At 37.0% G+C, this 16,237-nt stretch carries 13 protein-coding genes; 8 read left to right on the forward strand and 5 right to left on the reverse strand.

Going from position 1 to position 16,237, the window contains the following annotated elements; all coding sequences use genetic code 11:
- Nucleotides 1-57: 57 nt before the first annotated feature.
- The 3 genes from HQN83_RS17495 (at nucleotide 58) to HQN83_RS17505 (ending at nucleotide 4,217) form a co-directional block, all read left to right on the forward strand.
- Nucleotides 58-1,401, forward strand: coding sequence for an APC family permease (locus tag HQN83_RS17495; protein ID WP_173091754.1), 1,344 nt, complete (start codon nucleotides 58-60; stop codon nucleotides 1,399-1,401).
- Between the two features lie 53 nt (nucleotides 1,402-1,454).
- Nucleotides 1,455-2,804, forward strand: a complete 1,350-nt coding sequence (locus HQN83_RS17500) for an MFS transporter (RefSeq protein WP_173091756.1) — start codon at nucleotides 1,455-1,457, stop codon at nucleotides 2,802-2,804.
- Nucleotides 2,805-2,912: 108 nt separating this feature from the next.
- The gene (locus tag HQN83_RS17505; protein ID WP_173091758.1) at nucleotides 2,913-4,217 is read left to right on the forward strand and encodes a DEAD/DEAH box helicase; all 1,305 of its coding nucleotides are present in this window, start codon (nucleotides 2,913-2,915) and stop codon (nucleotides 4,215-4,217) included.
- A gap of 349 nt (nucleotides 4,218-4,566) precedes the next feature.
- Here the strand turns inward: HQN83_RS17505 and HQN83_RS17510 are convergent, their stop codons facing one another.
- The 4 genes from HQN83_RS17510 to HQN83_RS17525 form a co-directional block, all read right to left on the reverse strand.
- Nucleotides 4,567-5,298 (reverse strand): acyl-CoA desaturase, encoded by a 732-nt coding sequence (locus HQN83_RS17510; RefSeq protein WP_173091760.1) that lies wholly within the window; start codon nucleotides 5,296-5,298, stop codon nucleotides 4,567-4,569.
- A 66-nt stretch (nucleotides 5,299-5,364) separates the two neighbouring features.
- Nucleotides 5,365-5,862 carry a cupin domain-containing protein gene (locus tag HQN83_RS17515; RefSeq protein WP_173091762.1) on the reverse strand — a complete coding sequence of 166 codons (498 nt, stop codon included), beginning with the start codon at nucleotides 5,860-5,862 and terminating at the stop codon, nucleotides 5,365-5,367.
- 95 nt (nucleotides 5,863-5,957) lie between these two features.
- On the reverse strand, nucleotides 5,958-6,548 hold the full coding sequence (locus HQN83_RS17520) for a hypothetical protein (RefSeq protein ID WP_173091764.1): 591 nt from the start codon (nucleotides 6,546-6,548) through the stop codon (nucleotides 5,958-5,960).
- A gap of 96 nt (nucleotides 6,549-6,644) precedes the next feature.
- Entirely contained in the window at nucleotides 6,645-7,472 is an 828-nt protein-coding gene (locus HQN83_RS17525; RefSeq protein WP_173091766.1) for an endonuclease/exonuclease/phosphatase family protein, read from the reverse strand.
- A gap of 157 nt (nucleotides 7,473-7,629) precedes the next feature.
- Between HQN83_RS17525 and HQN83_RS17530 the strand changes: the two genes are divergently transcribed.
- Nucleotides 7,630-8,130, forward strand: coding sequence for a DinB family protein (locus HQN83_RS17530; protein ID WP_173091768.1), 501 nt, complete (start codon nucleotides 7,630-7,632; stop codon nucleotides 8,128-8,130).
- 79 nt (nucleotides 8,131-8,209) lie between these two features.
- On the opposite strand, the gene HQN83_RS17535 is transcribed toward HQN83_RS17530, so the two are convergent.
- On the reverse strand, nucleotides 8,210-8,572 hold the full coding sequence (locus HQN83_RS17535) for a response regulator transcription factor (protein ID WP_173091770.1): 363 nt from the start codon (nucleotides 8,570-8,572) through the stop codon (nucleotides 8,210-8,212).
- Nucleotides 8,573-8,832: 260 nt separating this feature from the next.
- Between HQN83_RS17535 and HQN83_RS17540 the strand changes: the two genes are divergently transcribed.
- The 4 genes from HQN83_RS17540 to HQN83_RS17555 all read left to right on the forward strand — a co-directional run bounded on the left by HQN83_RS17540 (nucleotide 8,833) and on the right by HQN83_RS17555 (nucleotide 16,218).
- Complete coding sequence (locus HQN83_RS17540) at nucleotides 8,833-9,402, forward strand: RNA polymerase sigma factor (protein ID WP_173091772.1); 570 nt, start codon at nucleotides 8,833-8,835, stop codon at nucleotides 9,400-9,402.
- 111 nt (nucleotides 9,403-9,513) lie between these two features.
- Nucleotides 9,514-10,668, forward strand: a complete 1,155-nt coding sequence (locus HQN83_RS17545) for a FecR family protein (protein ID WP_173091774.1) — start codon at nucleotides 9,514-9,516, stop codon at nucleotides 10,666-10,668.
- Nucleotides 10,669-10,931: 263 nt separating this feature from the next.
- Nucleotides 10,932-14,279 carry a TonB-dependent receptor gene (locus HQN83_RS17550; RefSeq protein ID WP_173091776.1) on the forward strand — a complete coding sequence of 1,116 codons (3,348 nt, stop codon included), beginning with the start codon at nucleotides 10,932-10,934 and terminating at the stop codon, nucleotides 14,277-14,279.
- 52 nt (nucleotides 14,280-14,331) lie between these two features.
- Nucleotides 14,332-16,218, forward strand: a complete 1,887-nt coding sequence (locus tag HQN83_RS17555) for a RagB/SusD family nutrient uptake outer membrane protein (protein ID WP_173091778.1) — start codon at nucleotides 14,332-14,334, stop codon at nucleotides 16,216-16,218.
- The last annotated feature ends 19 nt before the right edge of the window (nucleotides 16,219-16,237 follow it).

The following is a 16,237-nucleotide window of genomic DNA, read 5'->3' on the forward strand; positions in this document are numbered from 1 at the left end:
AGTTTCAACAAATGCACATTTTCATGTATATTCAAATAAATTAAATCCAGATTTAATATGCGACCTGAAAAACAGCTCTCCATGCTTGACTTGTCAATGATCGTTGTAAGTCTGGTGATCGGGATGGGCATCTTCCGCACCCCCGTTAACGTGGCAGCAGGAGCGCAAATACCAGAACTGTTTTTCTTAGCTTGGATAGCTGGTGGGTTAATTGCTTTATGTGGAGCCTTAACTTATGCCGAAATTGGATCCCGCTTTCCGGTTACCGGAGGTTACTACAAAATATTCTCTGCATTTTATCATCCTTCCATTGCATTTGCCATCAACTGCATTATAGTAGTTTCAAACGCCGCGTCGGTTGCAGGTGTTTCCATTATTGGGGCTGAATATTTAAGTAAAATCATTTTGCCGCTAGAGATGCAGACGGAGTTTTCGAGGATCGCAATTGCGGCTGTTTCTATTGGCCTGTTTTATTTCATCAACTTATTAGGCTTAAAAGTTAGTTCCAAAGCACAAAACATCCTTTCTTTAGTGAAGATTGGTATGGTGCTAGCATTAATTGGCGCTATATTTATGGGCCCTGCAGCACACTCTGCTCCCTCAGTTTTCAACACATCTACCGGTGCAGCACCCACTTTATTTGATTATGGTAAGGCTTTAGGCATTTGCTTAATTGCAATCTCCTTTACCTTTGGCGGATACCAACAAACTATAAACTTTGGTGGCGAAACAAAATCACCGGGCAAAGTTATACCTCGTGCAATTATTACCGGCTTATCTGTCATTTTTGTACTCTATCTGGCAATTAATTACGCGTATGTAAGAGTTATAGGATTTGAACAGCTAAAAACAGCCGAAAGCATTGCGGCGATACTAGCAGGAAAGATCTTTGGACCAATAGGCTTTACCGTTTTATCCGGTTTAATTTACCTTTCTGTTTTGGGGTATGTAAATGTCAACTTATTAAGCAATCCACGGGCTATGTTTGCCATGGGCGAAGAGAAAGCATTACCGGCAATCTTTACCAAAAAGAATAAAAAAACAGATGTGATGTTCGTAAGCTTAACTGTATTTACCATCATCTCAATAAGCACTTTATTTTATGCCCAAACCTTTGATAAGATTTTAAATTACACTATATTTTTAGATTGTATTGGTATGGCTACTTCGGCCGCCACCATATTCTTTTTAAGGAAGCGGACTGCACACCTTGATAAGAAAACCATTTACAGCATGAGCCTTTATCCGCTAATGCCATTAATATTTATTGCTGCCTATTTGTTCGTGGCAATTAGTATTTATGTTGATGATCCGGAGGCAGCAATAAATGGGCTATTGATATTTGCCTGCTTTATCATTGTATATTTCGTAAACCGATTGTACCGTAAAAACCGAACGTAGAAAGCAGTATAACAACCAGAATTAACAAGCTCAATCCATTACCCTATTATAAGATGCCGATAAAAGAATTACCCTTTAAAAAAGAAATTGCCTACGCAGCAGGAATGATGGGTTGGAGCATCATGACCAACATTATTATTGTAATGCTGCCCTATTTTTATCTCCCACCGAACAACTCAGGACTCACTCCTCTAGTACCTCAGTTATTGGTATTTGGCGCATTTAATATCTTATCGTTAATTGCAGCATCGGGCAGGTTGTTTGACGCGATATACGACCCATTCATAGCCTCTATAAGTGATGCCAGTGAAAACCCTAAAGGCAGACGGATCCCCATTATGAAATATGCTATCATTCCGGCAGTGATATGTTGTTCGCTGGTTTTCTATCCAATGGTTAAGGGCGAAAGCATTACCAACGCCTGGTGGCTTACCGTAGTACTTGCTGGCTTTTTTATTTCAGTAACCACTTATATTATTCCTTACAATGCACTGTTAGCCGAACTGACACATAGTGCCGATCAAAAAGTTAAGCTTTCTACCTTTCAGCAAGTAGGTTTTGTTTTAGGGATGATAATTGGAGCCATGTGCAATAATTATGCAGATCTGATACAGGATGTTTTTAAAATTACTGACAGATCTGAAGCACTGCAATACACCATCTTTTGTCTCAGCATCTTCTCTGGCCTTGTTATGACCTTACCCGTTATGTTTATAGATGAGAAAGAATACACAGATACGAAACCAACTCCTATTGAACTTATACCGGCACTTAAAAACACGTTTAGAAATACCAATTTCAAATATTACCTAATCTCTGATTTCACTTATTACATTGCCTTAAGTATCATATCAAGTGGCTTACTCTTCTTCGTTACCGTGTTGTTGGGTTTGCCGGATTCTGATGGTGGTAAATTTATGGGGATTATGGTAATTTTATCCCTCTTCTTTTATCCTTTTATTAATTATGGGGCTAAAAGATTTGGGAAAAAGCCTCTGGTATTGGTTGCATTTGGCATACTCAGTTTAATATTTGTCACCATCTATTTCTTAGGTGAGTTGCCCTTTTCGCCTGCTGTACAAATGTACATCCTGGTAATTTTTGCTTCCTTCCCTTTGGCCTCTTTGGGTATTTTACCCAATGCAATTTTGGCTGACATTGCACAAAATGACACCAAAGAAACAGGAGAAAATCATGAAGGGATGTTCTTTGCCGTGAAATATCTCTTTGTAAAACTAGGTCAAACTATGGGAATAGCCATCTTCGCTATGCTAACGGTATATGGCAAAGATCCTGGAAATGATTACGGACTGCGTTTAAACGGTGTTGTAGGCTTTGTACTTTGTGTGCTGGCACTTTTGTTTTTTAGTCGCTTTAAAGAAAACAAAGCTTCTGATTTATAACTACATACCTATAAAAGAGTGAGATGAATAAAAGCCGGAAGTTTATATGTACCTTTGCCGTGAGGTGATATTCTTTTGCCTCGTATTATACATTAAAATACAAACACATTGTTATTCGAAGAATTAAACCTGATTGAGCCAATTTTAAAAGCGCTGCAAACAGAAGGTTATACACAACCTACCCCAATACAAGAACAATCTATTCCATCCATACTTCAAAACAGAGATCTGTTAGGGTGTGCTCAAACTGGTACAGGTAAAACTGCCGCGTTTGCTATCCCAATGCTACAGTTACTTAGTAAACCTCACACCAATACAAAAATACACAAGGCGATAAAAGCATTGGTATTAACCCCAACTCGTGAGCTTGCCATACAAATTGAAGAAAGCTTTAAAGCTTACGGAAAAAACCTACCATTAAAACAACTGGTAATATTTGGTGGTGTTGGACAAAAAGCACAAACTGATGCATTACATAGAGGTGTTGATATCCTTGTTGCTACTCCAGGAAGATTATTAGACCTGATGAATCAGGGCTTTATCAACCTGCGCGACATTGAGATATTTGTTCTTGATGAAGCTGACAGAATGCTAGACATGGGTTTCATCCATGACGTAAAGAAAGTTATTGCTAAACTACCTGTTAAAAGACAGACTTTGTTTTTCTCGGCTACCATGCCTAAAGAGATCCAAACTTTAGCTAATACGATCCTTACTGATCCAATTAAAGTTGAAGTTACCCCTGTTTCATCTACAGCAGAGAAGATCCAACAAGAGATTTTCTATGTAGAGAAAAACGACAAGAAAGATTTATTGCACCATATTTTAAAAGATAAAACCATTCAAACTGCATTGGTATTTTCTCGTACAAAACATGGTGCTGATCGTATTGTAAAAGATTTGATTAAAGTAGGCGTTAAAGCCGAAGCCATTCATGGTAATAAATCGCAAAATGCGAGACAACGTGCATTAACCAATTTCAAAGCTAAAACCACACGTATTTTGGTTGCTACTGATATTGCTGCACGTGGTATTGATGTTGATGAATTGACTCACGTAATCAATTACGAACTACCAAATATCCCTGAAACTTATGTACACAGGATTGGTCGTACTGGTCGTGCCGGCTTAAGTGGTATTGCCCTTTCGTTTTGTGATTCAGAAGAGAAAGAATTTTTAGATGATATCGAGAAGTTAATAGGTTTAAAAATTCCTGTTACCGAAGATCATCCTTTTGCGATGAGCTGGCAAAGCCTGATGTCAGGTGCTGCCGCAGCGAAATCAAAAGGAAAAGCTAAACCAGCAAGAGGTCAACGTCCTCCAAGAACAGAGCGTCAACCTAACTTAAGTGGAGCTAAAAGAAATCCAAGCAGTGGAAGCAGACGCTGGAGCGGTAACAAAAAATCAAATTAAGTGATCTGCTCTCGGGCTGGAAAAAATGCCTGAAAAAGGCAATTATTCCTATGCCCTCTATCAGACACTGAATTTGCTGGAAAAATAAAAAAGGGCAGGATCTTACTTACGAAGATCCTGCCCTTTTTTACGAGGTTTATCTTTTATATTGATAGTGATATATCTAATATTATAGCTCTACTGGCTATTTTAATATTATCAATTGCTATCATTTAGTTCAACCTTGTACAACTACTTGTTCAAAGCTACTGTCTTTCCTTCCTTTACTACAAATTCGGTGTCTGGGAGAGGGCCTAGCGTTCGTTTGCGCTTCTTCAGCGCAAATTAATGCAGCCCGAAAACAGATCACTTAATTTGACTTCCTTATCTTAATAATCCTCATCCAGTGCATCATTTTCATGATCGGATAAGTTGGGTCAAACTCAAACCATTTGCTTGCAAAGTTCGGGCTATTAGGTTTTTTGTGGTGGTTGTTTTGAAACAACTCCCCTAACATCAGAAAATCAAGAGGCAAAGAGTTTTTGCTATGATCATTATTATCATGATTCGAATAACCGTATTTATGACCACACCAATTTACGATTGCACCATGAAGAGGTCCCATCAAAAAGTGGATTGGCAACAATAAGAACATCCACCATGCCGTAGCAAAAGTTACATAGAACCAAATGTAAAAGCAGATGAACACTGAACGTGTAATCCATGAGTCCCCTATCTTATCAATAATTGGCCATGAAGGATAGTTATCACGAAACTGCTCTTCAGGCTCATGGTTATACTTTGAATAATTCAGATAAATGTTTTTTGTCTGAATCATCATACCCCAAACATCTTTCACAAAATGTGGAGAATGTGGATCCTTCTCTGTATCACTATAAGCATGGTGCATGCGATGTAAAATCGCATACGCTCTTGGATTTAAAAAAGAAGACCCTTGTGACAAAAAGGTAATTGCATAGAAAAACTTCTCCCAAAAGCCATTCATTTTAAACATCTTATGTGATGCATAGCGATGTAAAAAGAATGTTTGAGAAAATAGCGACAAAAACCAATGCGCCAGAAAAAATATTAAAATTATCATATTAGATATTAACGAGTATTATAGGTGTTTAGATACAATGATGTCATTAAATGACAGGAAGATGCGTTATCTTCCGAAATCGTCCTGAACCCTAACAATATCGCTTTCATCAGATGGGCTAGCCGGATCTGTATGTTGCCAGATTTCTGAAACAATACCCCAATCTTCTAAACCAATTAGACGGTGTCTTTCACCTTGTTTTAATTTAATGCTTTGTCCAGGAGTTAATTGTTTTACGTCTCCTTGTTCGTCAGTATCACTAGTGATTACACCAACAGTACCATTAACTACTCTCCATATTTCAGCACGACGGTGGTGATATTGCCACGATAAACGTGTATTTGGAGCAACTATTAATATTTTAGGGCTTAATTTACCTGAAATTTTAAGATCATCTACATTTAAACCTTCAAAATAAACGTTTGCAAATTGTTGTGCTTGTTCTTCATCAATTACAAAAAAACCTCCCCATGGACGGGTCTCATCACGGTTAACGACATTAAATCCTTCAATCTTTAAGCGTTGTGCAACGCCTTCAAATATTTCTTTTTTTTGATCTGACATTTTATAAGTGGTATATTTTAAATCCCAAACTTACTTAAAAGTGCTTTAGCTTTCATTATCAGAGCTAAAAAAAATCAAAAAAACAGACAAAAGAATTACTCTGCTAGATTATCAATATCTGACAGATCATTATTTAGTTCAATAATTAGGCTATACAGCAGTGAAATATTCTTATCATCTGGATCAAAATTCCCTCTCAACAACTCTGAATATTTATCAATAAATTCATCATACATTTCATCAGGTATTTCTACTTCATCAAGTTTAATTTGACAAGTGGTATGATACAGCAATTGGGAAATAGAAAAATAAACAGCATTTAAGTTATAGAGTAAATCTTTGTAACTTTTACTTTCCCAATCAATAATATAAGCATAATAGTTATCGGAAGCCAGCAGACTGTACTCTTCATTTTCCATTACCTCCATCTCATCAAGGTTATTTATTAGAAAATAAGTCTGAGAGCATTTAACCACCTTATCAATGGAGCTCAATAAAATTCGAACTACCTCATCATCAACAGCCTCTAAAAGCTCCAAATCATCCGGCGAAATAGAATCTGGTTCAATCAAGCCTTTTAAATCCGAAAGATCTTTTTCATAGGCAATCATAAAGCCATTCTTGCAAAGCTCGTTTATAACAAAACTCAAAACATGAGGTACAAGCCCTTTAATGCTATCTTCCAAAATTTTAACTTTTAGATCTTCTTCGTTGAAGTTAATTACATCTCGGCAGATTACAAAATAAAAATTTCGTTAGTTCTTGAGACTAGAATATCACCATTAATACTTATAGGTAACCACAAGTGGGAGATGATCTGAAGCGTGAATATCATTTAATACCTGATGCGACTGTACTTTCAAAGGACTACCTTTTTTTAACATGATAAAATCTATTTCTTCTGTAGGGTCTACATCTGGAATTGTCGGCGCACAATTTTCCTGGCAACTACGTTCAAAATACTGTTCCAATATTTTCATGGCAGGAGTTGTGGCTGTAAGGTTCAAATCTCCGGCAAGAATTGCAGCACCTTTACGATTACCTAAAATTTTATTAATCTCTGCAACCTGTAGCATACGATGTTCATCTTTCAAATCCAGATGTGTACTAGCAAAATCAAGCTTCTTACCATTTGTAAGGGTAACATTAATTACCGCCAGAGAACGAGGCTCAGCATTTAATCCTTCCTTAAAAGGCAAAGTAAACCGCTCTTCTTTATTGATTTTAAATTTCGATAATATGGCAACACCATATCCCCCACCACCGAAATCAATACTTTTTGAAAAGAAACTATGCATCCCTGTTAGTTCTGCAAGTTTTTTCACTTCATCAACATTACCGCTACGACTTGTTAATACATCTAGTTCCTGTAGGGCGACTAAATCTGGTGATTGACTATTTATTACATCGGCTATAGCTTGTAAATCAATGACACCTTCTTTTGCAGGTGGATTACCATGATGAATATTATAGGTCATCACCTTAAGTTCCTTTTCTTTGTTATTAACAGAAAGCGAATCAGTATTATTTTTAGCCGAAACTTTTACTGCAAAAAAACTAAATACTGAACATATCATCAGTGTAGCTAAAGTTGTATGGGAAGATCTCATATTGGTTTGGTTATTATATGTGCCTAAATTAATAAACTATTTATAATAGTTGACATTTTACTAAACACAATAGTCGCATTTCACCCCTAATAATGCCGTATTCGTACCCGTTATTGTTGACTAAATCACGGTAACTTTAAGTATAAACTTAAAACTCATGAAAACAGAAACCTTAAATAAAGTAACCGAAACAACAGACGAATTGTTAAAGCTCATTTCTTCTCTTTCAGAAGAACAGCTCAACAAAGTTCCTTTTGAAGGCAGCTGGACTGCCGGGCAAGTTACAGATCACATTTCGCAATCATTTGGAGGGATAATAGAAACAGTTAATGATAAAGCAGTTCCCACAGAAAGGGACCCTGGTAAAAAGATTGACCTTATTAAAGGTATATTTTTAGACTTTACAACCAAAATGACTTCACCGGATTTTGTTCTTCCTTCTCCACCTCCTCATAAAAAGGAAGTACTGGTTGCAGATCTCAACACAATGAAAGATCAAATTACTGAAGCCATTAAAACGTTGGATTTGACAGAAACTCACATGAATTTTGAAATCCCGGGGTTTGGGAAGTTTACAAGGTTAGAATGGATCAACTTCCTTATTTACCATATGCAAAGGCATACACACCAAATCAAGAACATACAGCAGTTGGTATAAAAAAGGGCTTTTTAAAAAAATCGTCATTCTGAAATAAATTCAGAATGACGTAAAGACGTAATAAAATCGAACCTCGTATTTACTTCGCCAATTGCGAATTAATTCGTTTTACGATGTAATCGATATCAAATGGCTTACTGATATAGTCATTTGCGCCTGCATCTAAACTTTTCTGTTTATTCTGATCATTTGCCGACATCACTATAATTGGGATATGTTTAGTAAATGGGTCACCTTTCAAATCGCTGCAAATATCAGTACCATCACCATCAGGTATCATTACATCTAAAATGAAAAGATCAGGCAAACTATCCTTTAATTTACTTTTAAGTTCTGTAAAGGTCGAGGAAAGCTGTAACTCATAGCCTTCATCTTTAAGTAAAACTCCAATTATATACCTTATATCTTCATCATCTTCAAGGACGTGCACTCTTTTTATCATAACGGGATTCTTATTAATATGGATTTAGTTATTCATAGCAACAATTTGGCCACGCATAATAAGCCGCTATATAATTGTTACGAAAATGATACAGGATACTACAGGTTGCCGAAATAGAAATTATATACTTACTTCAATAAATCTTTAGAATGCACTGCTAAAACAGTAATGCATCCCAATGATTAACAACCAAATATTAACACCATTTACAACAAGGCAATCCATATTGGACAAAAGGGTAAATAATATCTAAACAGCAAATGAAGTCAGGCCTTTTAAATATTGACGATGATAAAATGTTACTTCAGCTCATGCGCGATGATTGTAGAACTGCATTTGACACCCTCTATCAAAAATATTGGAAGCTGGTACTCAACACAGGATACAAAAGGCTAAAGGATCTCAGTAAAGCAGAAGATGTAGCTCAGGATGTTTTTACACAACTCTGGTTAAGGAGAAAAGATGTTGTTGTTAAAAACGTATCGGCCTATCTATTTACAGCTGTTAGAAACTGTACTTTTACACTTTTAGCTAAAGAAAACAGGTACATCCCAATTAATGACCTCCTTCTTGAATTAAAGGCCGACAGAGCGAGTGCAGATGCACAAATATTGCTTAAAGAGTTCATGAAAGCTTATGAAGCAATGGTTGATGCTTTGCCTAATCAACAAAAAACTATTTTTAAAATGCGTTATCATCAGGAACTAACTACAGATGAAATCGCGGTTCAACTACAACTTTCACCAAAAACAGTTCGAAACCATTTAGGACGTGCTATTACTACATTAAGAGCTTCTTTAATGATGGCTTACATCCTTGTATTCTTTTAAGCATAGAGGCATCTATATCTATTAAAAATATTTTTTCATTTCGACTGGGCTAATTTCAATCTCGATAGTCATACTTATAATCAACCATGCTATCTGATGATCTAAAACCCTATGAGCAATTTAGAAAAAGAAAAAATTTTAGAAATTCTAAAGAAACACTATAAGGGTACAACTACCCCTACGGAAGAAGAATTTTTAAATGCTTATTTCAAGATTTTCGAGCACAATTCAGATTATACCAGCGAACTAAACGTTGAAGAAGAGAATAAACTAAATGTCCGGTTAAAAAATAAAATCAATCAAGCAATAGATCAAAATGAAGGCAACTACTCCTCTACTGCAAAAAAACTAAATATAATCTGGCCAGCAATTGCGGCCACCTTAGTCTTTATCACTTTTATAACTTTTTATTCCAACAGAAAGGCTACATATAACAAACCTAATTCCATTGGCAGTACAGCAGCGTTCAATATACCCCCAGGAGGAAATAAAGCAGTATTGACACTTGCAAATGGGTCTAAAATCTTCCTTACAGATGCGGATAATGGAGAAATATCAAATAAGAGTGGTGTTAAGATTATAAAAACCAGAGATGGTGAACTGGTTTATGAAATTACAGGAAAAGTAGAAACAGACACAAAAGCTCTAAACACAATAGAAACCCCACGGGGAGGACAATACAGGATAAACTTACCTGATGGAACAAAGGTTTGGTTAAATGCAGAGTCCTCCCTTAAATTTCCAATCACATTTGAGAGCACTGGCGATAGGTTAGTTGAATTAACTGGAGAAGCCTATTTTGAAGTTGCCCATAATAAAAATCAACCCTTCATTGTTAAAACTTCCAAACAAGAACTCGAAGTTCTCGGAACCACCTTCAACATCAATACTTACGAAAATGAATCATCCACTACTACTACTTTACTGGAAGGCTCAGTAAAAATAACTCACGATAAACAGGTCAGAGTCATTAAAAAAGGGCAACAGGCAAAAGTAAAAGATGAAATAAAAGTAGGACCAGCTCAAGAAGATGCAATAGCCTGGAAAAATGGAATTATATCATTTACAAATGCGGATATCAAAACAATCATGCGTCAGGTTTCCAGATGGTACGATATCAATGTAAACTACGAAGGAGAAATTCCTACCAGACTATTTACCGGAGAAGTATCTCGACAAGCAAATCTTTCAGAGTTAATCGGGATACTGGAAACAAGCAAGATAAGATTCAAGTTCGACAATAAAACCATCACAGTAATGCCTTAACTAAACAATCAACCAAATAATAAACCAAACCAAACCAAATATGAAAAAAAGCTACAATTCCCCCTAATATCCGGTTAACATCAAAAAACCGATAATGCGCTAACATTATCGGCTACACTGTTTTTCAACAGTTGTAGGGATTAACCATTCTTATCTATTGACTGATATTCACTTAAACCCCAACAAACAAAAGTATGGATTTTTATTCTATCTATAGGCCCCACCATGAAAAACACCGGGGCCTATTCAAAATTTTCATGGGTATGAAATTAACAGTATTCTTCGTAATAGTTGTTGGCTGCCTTCAGGTAAATGCTTCAGGGCATGCTCAAACAATTACACTTTCGGCCAAAAATGCACCGCTTGAAAAGATCTTTAAAGAATTGAAAAAGCAAAGTGGCTATTTGTTTTGGTATGAGAATTCATTACTTCGTAACACAAATAACATCGATGTTAACCTTGAAAAGGTAACACTCGATCAAGCCCTTAAAGAATGCTTTAAGGATCAACCGATATTCTATAGCATTATTGGCAAAACCATAGTAATCAAAAGCAAAGAGACTGAAATAAGCAGAAAACTAGAGAAACAAATAAAAGGTATTGTTTCTGATTCTGCAGGGCCTATCCCCGGAGTTTCTATAAAGGTAAAGGAAAAAACAAGTATAGGAACTACAACTGATGGATTTGGCAGGTATTCAATAAGTGTCCCAAGCGAGGAAAGCACCCTTATATTTAGTATGGTTGGCTTTGTAAGCCAGGAAATTAAAGTAAAAAACTTAACAACAATTAATGTTACACTTAAAGCGGCTGACAATACCCTTGATGATGTTGTTGTAGTTGCCTTCGGAACTCAAAAAAAGACGGAAGTAGTTGGTTCAGTAACAACCATTAAAGTAGCTGACCTTAAAGTTCCATCCAGCAATTTAACAACAGCATTGGCTGGTCGGGCTGCCGGGGTAATTGCCTATCAGCGGAGTGGAGAACCAGGACAAGATAACGCCGACTTTTTTGTACGTGGTGTAACGACCTTTGGATACAAAACTTCTCCCTTAATATTAATTGACGGAATGGAATTGACCATCAAAGATCTGGCACGACTACAACCGGATGACATCTCCAGTTTCTCAATTATGAAAGACGCCACCTCCACTGCATTATATGGTGCACGCGGAGCAAACGGTGTAATTCTAGTTACTACAAAACAAGGTAAAGTTGGCAAAGCTAATCTGTCATTACGTTTAGAAAATTCTCTTTCTGCCCCTACTGAAAATGTTGAGCTAGCAGATCCTGTTACCTACATGCAAATGAGTAATGAAGCAATACGTACACGAGATCCGCTCGAAGCAATATTGTATTCGGATGAAAAAATTGCCAATACTGTTAATGGGGCAAATCCTTATGTATATCCGGCAAATGACTGGAAAAAGATCATGTTTAAAGATTACACCATGAATCAGCGTGCAAATCTAAACATAAGTGGTGGTGGCGGTGTCGCTAAATACTTTGTATCTGGATCTTTCAACAAAGACAATGGAATAATGAAGGTTGATCGTCGTAACAATTTTAATTCAAATATCGACCTAAAGAGTTCAACCTTACGTTCAAACGTCACAATTGATGTAACTAAAACAACAGAAATGATTGTTAGGTTAAGTGGAAATTTTGATGACTATACAGGACCTATTGCCGGTGGAGGGGATATGTATAAAATGGTCATGCGATCTAATCCGGTACTTTTCCCAGCCTACTTCCCTCTTGATGAAGATCACAAGTTCGTAAAGCACATCTTGTTTGGAAACTATGATAATGGCCAATACATCAACCCCTATGCAGAAATGACCAAAGGGTATAAAGATTATTCCAGCTCGTTAATGCTTGCCCAGTTAGAGGTAAAACAAGATATGAGTTTTTTAACCCCTGGACTTTCTTTCAGAACCATGCTAAACACAAACCGCAATTCTTACTTTGATGTTAGCCGATTCTATAACCCCTATTGGTATAAACTTGCGGGCTATGATAAGATGACAAACAAATATGGCATCACTCTTATCAACGAAGCAACGGGCACAGAATATCTGGGTTATCAGGAAGGGCCAAAAACTTTGAGTTCTACTTTTTATATGGAATCAATGCTAAACTATAGTCGCAGCTTTAATAAGCACGGACTAAGTGGTTTGCTTGTTTACATGATGCGAGAGAATGTAACTGCGAACGCGAGTAGCCTTCAATTATCATTGCCATTTCGTAATCTTGGAATATCCGGTCGTGCGACATATTCCTATGACAATAGATACTTTGCCGAATTCAACTTTGGTTATAACGGGTCGGAACGTTTTTACGAAAGTAACCGATTCGGTTTTTTCCCATCTGCAGGTTTGGCATGGAGTATTTCAAACGAAAAATTCATGGCACCACTTAAAAACATCTTCTCTAATTTAAAACTGAGAGCAACATATGGCATTATCGGTAATGATGCTATTGGATCACCAAGCGACAGGTTCTTTTATTTATCAAATGTAAATATGAACGATCCCCTAAGGGGAGCTTACTTTGGACGTGATTTCGACAATGGCCAATATTCTACAGGAGTCTCAGTATCAAGATATTCAAATCCGGAAATTACCTGGGAAACTTCAAAACAAAAAAACATAGCTCTGGAAGTTGGCCTATTTAACAAGCTAAATATCATTGCCGAATACTATACCCAGAATCGTAACAACATATTAATGACCCGCGCATCTATCCCTGTTACAATGGGTTTCTCTGCTCCAATACGAGCTAACGTTGGAAAAGCAACCGGAAAAGGAACAGATATTTCATTGGATTATACTGAAACGCTGTCCAATGGATTATGGCTATCGGCAAGGGGTAATCTTACCTATGCTATAAGCAAATTTAAAGTATATGAAGAGCCACAATACGTTGAATCTTACCGCAGTCGAGTTGGACAATCATTATCTCAAAACTACGGTTATATTGCCGAACGTCTATTTGTTGATGATGCAGAAGCAGCAAACTCGCCAAAGCAGAATTTTGGAATTTACGGAGGAGGTGACATAAAGTACACTGATGTAAATCGTGATGGCCAGATTACTGAAGCAGATATGGTTCCAATTGGAAATCCTACAACTCCTGAAATAGTATATGGATTTGGATTTTCAGCCGGATTTAAAGGCATCGATTTCTCTGCATTCTTCCAGGGGTTAGCAAATGAATCTTTCTGGATAGACCCGATAGCGACCGCTCCATTCCAAAATGAGACTCAGGTTTTAAAGGCCTATGCAGATAGTCACTGGTCAGAAGACAGAAGAGATGTTTATTCTTTGTGGCCTAGATTAAGTAACACACTTAATACGAACAATTCGCAAGTTAGCACCTGGTTTATGCGTAATGGATCTTTCTTAAGGTTAAAACAAATAGAACTTGGTTATACACTCCCTCAAAAACTTACGAAAGCAATACATACCACGAACTTCAGAATTTACCTTAACGCGAGCAATCTACTAAACTTTAGCAAGTTCAAACTTTGGGATGTTGAAATGGGTGGAAATGGATTAGGATACCCTGTTCAGAAGGTCTTCAATATAGGATTGAATATCAATTTTAACTAGATAAAAAGGTAATGGTATTGTTCAATTATATAATAAACTAATGATAAAAATCATGAAAAAATATATGCTTTCAGGATTAACCGCACTGATTATGGTTTTGGTGCTGAACTCCTGTAAAAAATATTTAGATGTAGTACCAGACAATGTTGCTACCATAGATAATGCATTTACAATGCGCAGTCAGGCAGAAAAATTTCTGTTTACCTGTTACTCTTACATACCCAGAGAAGGCAATGTTTATGAAGACCCCGCAATGCTTGGCGGAGATGAATTATGGCAAGCGGTAGGCCTTGGAGGGACTTATCCCAATATTGCACGTGGCTTTCAAAATTTGGTGAATCCGTATGGCGATAACTGGGAAACTTATTATAGAGCATTAAGAGACTGCAATATATTCCTAGAGAATATTGATAAAGTGCCTGATTTAAAAGAAACAGAAAAAAGACGCTGGATAGGAGAAGTGAAATTTTTAAAAGCATATTATCATTATTACATGGTAAGGATGTATGGCCCTATTCCTTTAGTCAAAAAGAACTTACCGGTTGATGCAACTGTAAGCCAGGTTCAGGTTTTTCGGGCTCCAGTTGATTCTTGCTTTAATTACATCACAGAATTACTAGATGAGGCCATTCCTTCTTTACCGGAATCAATAGACAACCCAACAAGAGAATTAGGAAGAGTTACGCAATTGATTGCACTATCAGTAAAGGCAAAAGTTCTGGTTACCGCAGCAAGTCCATTATTCAATGGTAATACAGATCAGGCAAGTTTAAAGAACTCCAATGGCACCCAGCTTTTTAGTATAGAAGAATCTAAAGAAAAATGGGATAATGCAGCAAAAGCATGTAAAATAGCCATCGACAAAGCCCATGAACTAGGCCTAAAACTCTACAAATATCAACCAGATTTTCAACAATTTGAACTCTCTGATACGATTGTAACTCAATTGAGTATTCGAAATGCAATTACCCAGAAGTGGAATAGTGAAGTAATATGGGGCAATACCCAGGTTAACACTTCAGATCTGCAAGCTTTAGTTACCCCATTCTTAGATCCAAGATATCTTGATCAGACCGCGACTAAAGGCCTGCATTCGCCGACTTTGAAGATGGCCGAATTATTTTATTCACAACATGGTGTGCCAATTTCTGAAGACCCAACATGGGACTACGCAGGTAGATACAAATTACGTACAGCTATAGCAAAGGAAAAAAAATACATTAGAGAATCAGATGTAACCGCTGCACTAAACTATGATCGGGAACCACGTTTTTATGCTGATTTAGGATTTGATTCAGGAATATGGTATGGCCAGGGAAAGTATGATGATTCCAAGGACAAAGAGCTATTTGCACTGGAGGCTAAATACAGGGAGGCTCAGGGAGCCGGTAAAGCTGGCTATTCAACTTTTACTGGTTATTATGTCAAAAAACTAGTCCATTTTCAAAATGTAGTTACCCAAACAGGGTATTCTGTAACGTCATATCCATGGACAGTAATTAGACTAGCTGACCTTTACCTGCTATATGCTGAAGCGTTGAATGAGTTTTCAGGTCCTAGTCCAGAAGTACATACTTATATCGATAAGGTTCGCGAAAGAGCTGGTCTTAACACTGTACAAGCATCCTGGACACAGTATTCAACAAACCCTGATAAATTTAACTCTCTGATTGGTATGCGCAATATTATTCACCAGGAGCGCTTAATTGAACTCGCTTTTGAAGGCCAACGTTTCTGGGACTTACGTCGTTGGAAAGAAGCATCAAAAGAGCTAAACAGCACCATTACTGGCTGGGACATAAGCCAAAGCAATACTGCAGCTTACTACGTACCAAAGGCAATCTTTAACCAAACGTTCAATGTTAAAGATTACTTCTGGCCCATCAAGGAATCAAATATCACTGTAAACAGAAACCTTAAACAAAACCTTGGCTGGTAGTTTTTAATCAAAATAACAG

Origin of the sequence: Pedobacter foliorum (genome assembly GCF_013266735.1) — a bacterium.
GTDB lineage: Bacteria > Bacteroidota > Bacteroidia > Sphingobacteriales > Sphingobacteriaceae > Pedobacter > Pedobacter foliorum.

Coding starts and splice junctions, on each gene's coding strand:
- HQN83_RS17495 (WP_173091754.1), top strand. CDS start 58: ATGCGACCTGAAAAACAGCTCTCCATGCTTGACTTGTCAATGATCGTT.
- HQN83_RS17500 (WP_173091756.1), top strand. CDS start 1,455: ATGCCGATAAAAGAATTACCCTTTAAAAAAGAAATTGCCTACGCAGCA.
- HQN83_RS17510 (WP_173091760.1), bottom strand. CDS start 5,298: ATGATAATTTTAATATTTTTTCTGGCGCATTGGTTTTTGTCGCTATTT.
- HQN83_RS17515 (WP_173091762.1), bottom strand. CDS start 5,862: ATGTCAGATCAAAAAAAAGAAATATTTGAAGGCGTTGCACAACGCTTA.
- HQN83_RS17525 (WP_173091766.1), bottom strand. CDS start 7,472: ATGAGATCTTCCCATACAACTTTAGCTACACTGATGATATGTTCAGTA.
- HQN83_RS17530 (WP_173091768.1), top strand. CDS start 7,630: ATGAAAACAGAAACCTTAAATAAAGTAACCGAAACAACAGACGAATTG.
- HQN83_RS17535 (WP_173091770.1), bottom strand. CDS start 8,572: ATGATAAAAAGAGTGCACGTCCTTGAAGATGATGAAGATATAAGGTAT.
- HQN83_RS17540 (WP_173091772.1), top strand. CDS start 8,833: ATGAAGTCAGGCCTTTTAAATATTGACGATGATAAAATGTTACTTCAG.
- HQN83_RS17545 (WP_173091774.1), top strand. CDS start 9,514: ATGAGCAATTTAGAAAAAGAAAAAATTTTAGAAATTCTAAAGAAACAC.
- HQN83_RS17550 (WP_173091776.1), top strand. CDS start 10,932: ATGAAATTAACAGTATTCTTCGTAATAGTTGTTGGCTGCCTTCAGGTA.
- HQN83_RS17555 (WP_173091778.1), top strand. CDS start 14,332: ATGAAAAAATATATGCTTTCAGGATTAACCGCACTGATTATGGTTTTG.